The organism is Stieleria sp., assembly GCF_041595215.1.
GTDB classification, from domain to species: domain Bacteria; phylum Planctomycetota; class Planctomycetia; order Pirellulales; family Pirellulaceae; genus Stieleria; species Stieleria magnilauensis.
Map to the genome: position 1 here is coordinate 1 of NZ_JBFHKV010001164.1, position 2,512 is coordinate 2,512.

The 2,512-nt window shown below is 60.0% G+C and carries 3 protein-coding genes; 2 read left to right on the forward strand and 1 reads right to left on the reverse strand.

Translation table 11 applies throughout. The features are described from left to right. Both ABX749_RS29235 and ABX749_RS29240 read left to right on the forward strand, forming a co-directional pair. A partial coding sequence (locus ABX749_RS29235; protein WP_372899151.1) for a DUF1559 domain-containing protein occupies positions 1–208 on the forward strand: 208 nt, incomplete at its 5' end. 45 nt (positions 209–253) lie between these two features. Next, a complete protein-coding gene (locus tag ABX749_RS29240) occupies positions 254–970 on the forward strand; it encodes an RNA polymerase sigma factor (RefSeq protein WP_372899152.1) in 717 nt (238 codons plus the stop codon). Here ABX749_RS29240 and ABX749_RS29245 read toward each other — a convergent pair. Then, a partial coding sequence (locus ABX749_RS29245; protein WP_372899153.1) for a protein kinase occupies positions 885–2,512 on the reverse strand: 1,628 nt, incomplete at its 5' end. The two genes, ABX749_RS29240 and ABX749_RS29245, sit on opposite strands and share 86 nt — an antisense overlap.

The window sequence follows — 2,512 nt, forward strand, 5'->3', positions numbered from 1 at the left end:
CAGTCGGGAGGCGGCTGTGCCGTGGACCAAACCGGTCGACATGGAATTTGACCTTGCCGATCCGCTGGCCAAAACGGGTGGCAACCGGCCGGGAGGGTTTCACGTGCTGATGGGCGACGGCGCGGTCCGGTTCATCGCCAATTCGATCGACCCCGAAACGTTTAAGAAACTGCTGACAAGTGCCGGAGCCGAGCCGATCGAGTTTTAGCGTGTTGTCCTGCGCTGCTGCGATGGACGAACCAGGTGGAATTCCATGGACCGTGACAACCCGACACGAATCCGCGACATCGCGACCCGTTGGAGTTTGATCCGCAAGGCGCACGCCGGTGACGACACGTCGGCAACATCGGCGCGCCACGCCCTGGTCGACCGCTACTGCGGGGCGGCGTGGCGCTATTTGCTCGCCGTCACCGGCAACGAACAAATTGCCGAGGAGCTGTTTCAAGAGCTGGCACTGCGAATGTTGCGTGGCGATTTGCGTCACGCCGACTCAAGCAAGGGCCGCTTTCGGGACTATTTGAAGACCGTTCTGGTCAACTTGGTCAGGGACCACTACCGCAAACGCCCCGACGGGGAATCGTCGCAGGCGTTGTCCGATGCGCTGGCCAGCAAGGACGTCTCCGCCGCGATCGACGATGAGGGCGAGTTCGTCGATTGCTGGCGTGACGAGTTGCTGCAAAAAACCTGGACGGCACTCGATGAATCCAGTGCGACGCTGGCGGCGGTGCTGCGGGCGCACGTCGAAAACGAAGAACTGACGGCGGCTGAAAAAGGGAGGATCGTCCAGGGAATGCTCGACAGTCCGTTTACGGCGAATCGCTATCGGGTGATGTTGCACCGGGCTCGTGACAAGTTTGCCAAATTGTTAATCGATGAGGTCGCCGCTACTCTTGATTCCCCGACCGAAGAAGAGCTTCGGCAGGAGCTGCGCACGTTGCGGTTGCTAAAATACTGCCAACCCAAGACATAAGCTTTCCCGAGACGCGCTCTGTTTTGACATGTGATTTTAATGTCATCACCGCAACCACCTCGTTCAGGAACGCGGTGGCCGTCATGCTGAGCCAAAACCCGGCCATCGCCAGTGCGATCAGCACCACCAGCGTATGACGAAATTGATCATAGCTGTCGGCGGTGAAGTGTTCCGGCCCGACCAAGATCAATAGCGTCGCGGCACCCAAGGGAGTCAACCCGGCGATGATTTGGCAGACACGATTCTTGGCCGGGACGTCAGCGATTTCTTGCGACGCCGTTTCGCGTAGGCGAAAAACGTCACGCCACAGCGAGGTGTAAACGGCTCGCAAGATGACGAACGCAACGACGTAGTAATTCGTGACGATCCCGACCAGCCCCGTCACCACAAATGCGATGGCGGTGTGCAACATCACACCGCGGTCGACCGGTCCGGCCAGCAGTTCCATGCCCAAGGGGATCGTGATCGCAAACGGCAGCCAGCCGACGCTGCCGAGCACGAAGGTCCAGAACGGCAAACTCAGCGTCCGCCGCCTGGCTTCGCGGAGTTCACTGGCACCGAGCAATTGATCGCCGCGCAGTGTATTCCAGCTCTTCGCGGCGCGGAACAACGTCCGGTGCAGCATCACGCCCATCAGCGAGATCACAGCGACGTTGTATCCGACGACCATCTGAACAAACGCCGTCTGCTGCGCCGCGGTCAGATCTTTGATCACGACAAAGCCGATGTAGAGCAGGTTGATGCAACTGGCGGTCACGTTCGGCACACAGGTGCACAACAAGATGAACCAGAGCGGGTGCCTTTGGGCGAGGGTGGTCAGCGTCCCCTTGGCCGGCAGGGAGCGTTCGACACGCAGCAATTCGAAACAACCCGACAGTGCGTCGGCGAGTTCTTTTGCGGAAGCATATCGATCCTGTTTGCACGGTTGGAGACAACGACAGATGATGCGGCTCAGCGGCGCAGCGACGTTCGCATTGCGAAGTCGGCTCGCGGGGTCGAATGGTTCGGCATGGTTGGTGTGCAGGTGATCGGAAAACACGTTTGAAGCGGCGTCTTCGGTTTCCTGCTCGGCGTCGGCCGCGTCGGCTTTTCGCTCCACCCCAAGCCGGGCGTCGTCGTGCCCCGCGATCGCCAGATCCATCAACACCGCCCCGAGCGAATAGAGATCACTTTGCTCGGTGACTTGATCCGGGCCGCTGGGGTGTTGGGGGTTGAGGGCGTCAAAATGCTCGGGTGCCATGTAGCCGATTGTGCCGCCAAAAACCGCGTCCTCATCATCCGAAACGTCCGCCGCCGGCAACGACAAACTGAAATCCATCAACAACGGTTTTCCGTATTGATTGACCATGATATTGCCGGGTTTGATATCCCGGTGCAGCACGCCACGGCTGTGCGCGTACGCGAGTGCTTCGGCCAGCTGTTGGCCGATCCAGCAGGTGGCTTCGTCGCGGTTGCATTGGGAGAGCTGTTCGCGGCTTCTCAGGCTGGCCGGGTCCATGACGGCTGGATGCGAGTTGAGAGCGTCAACGATGTCCAGGATCG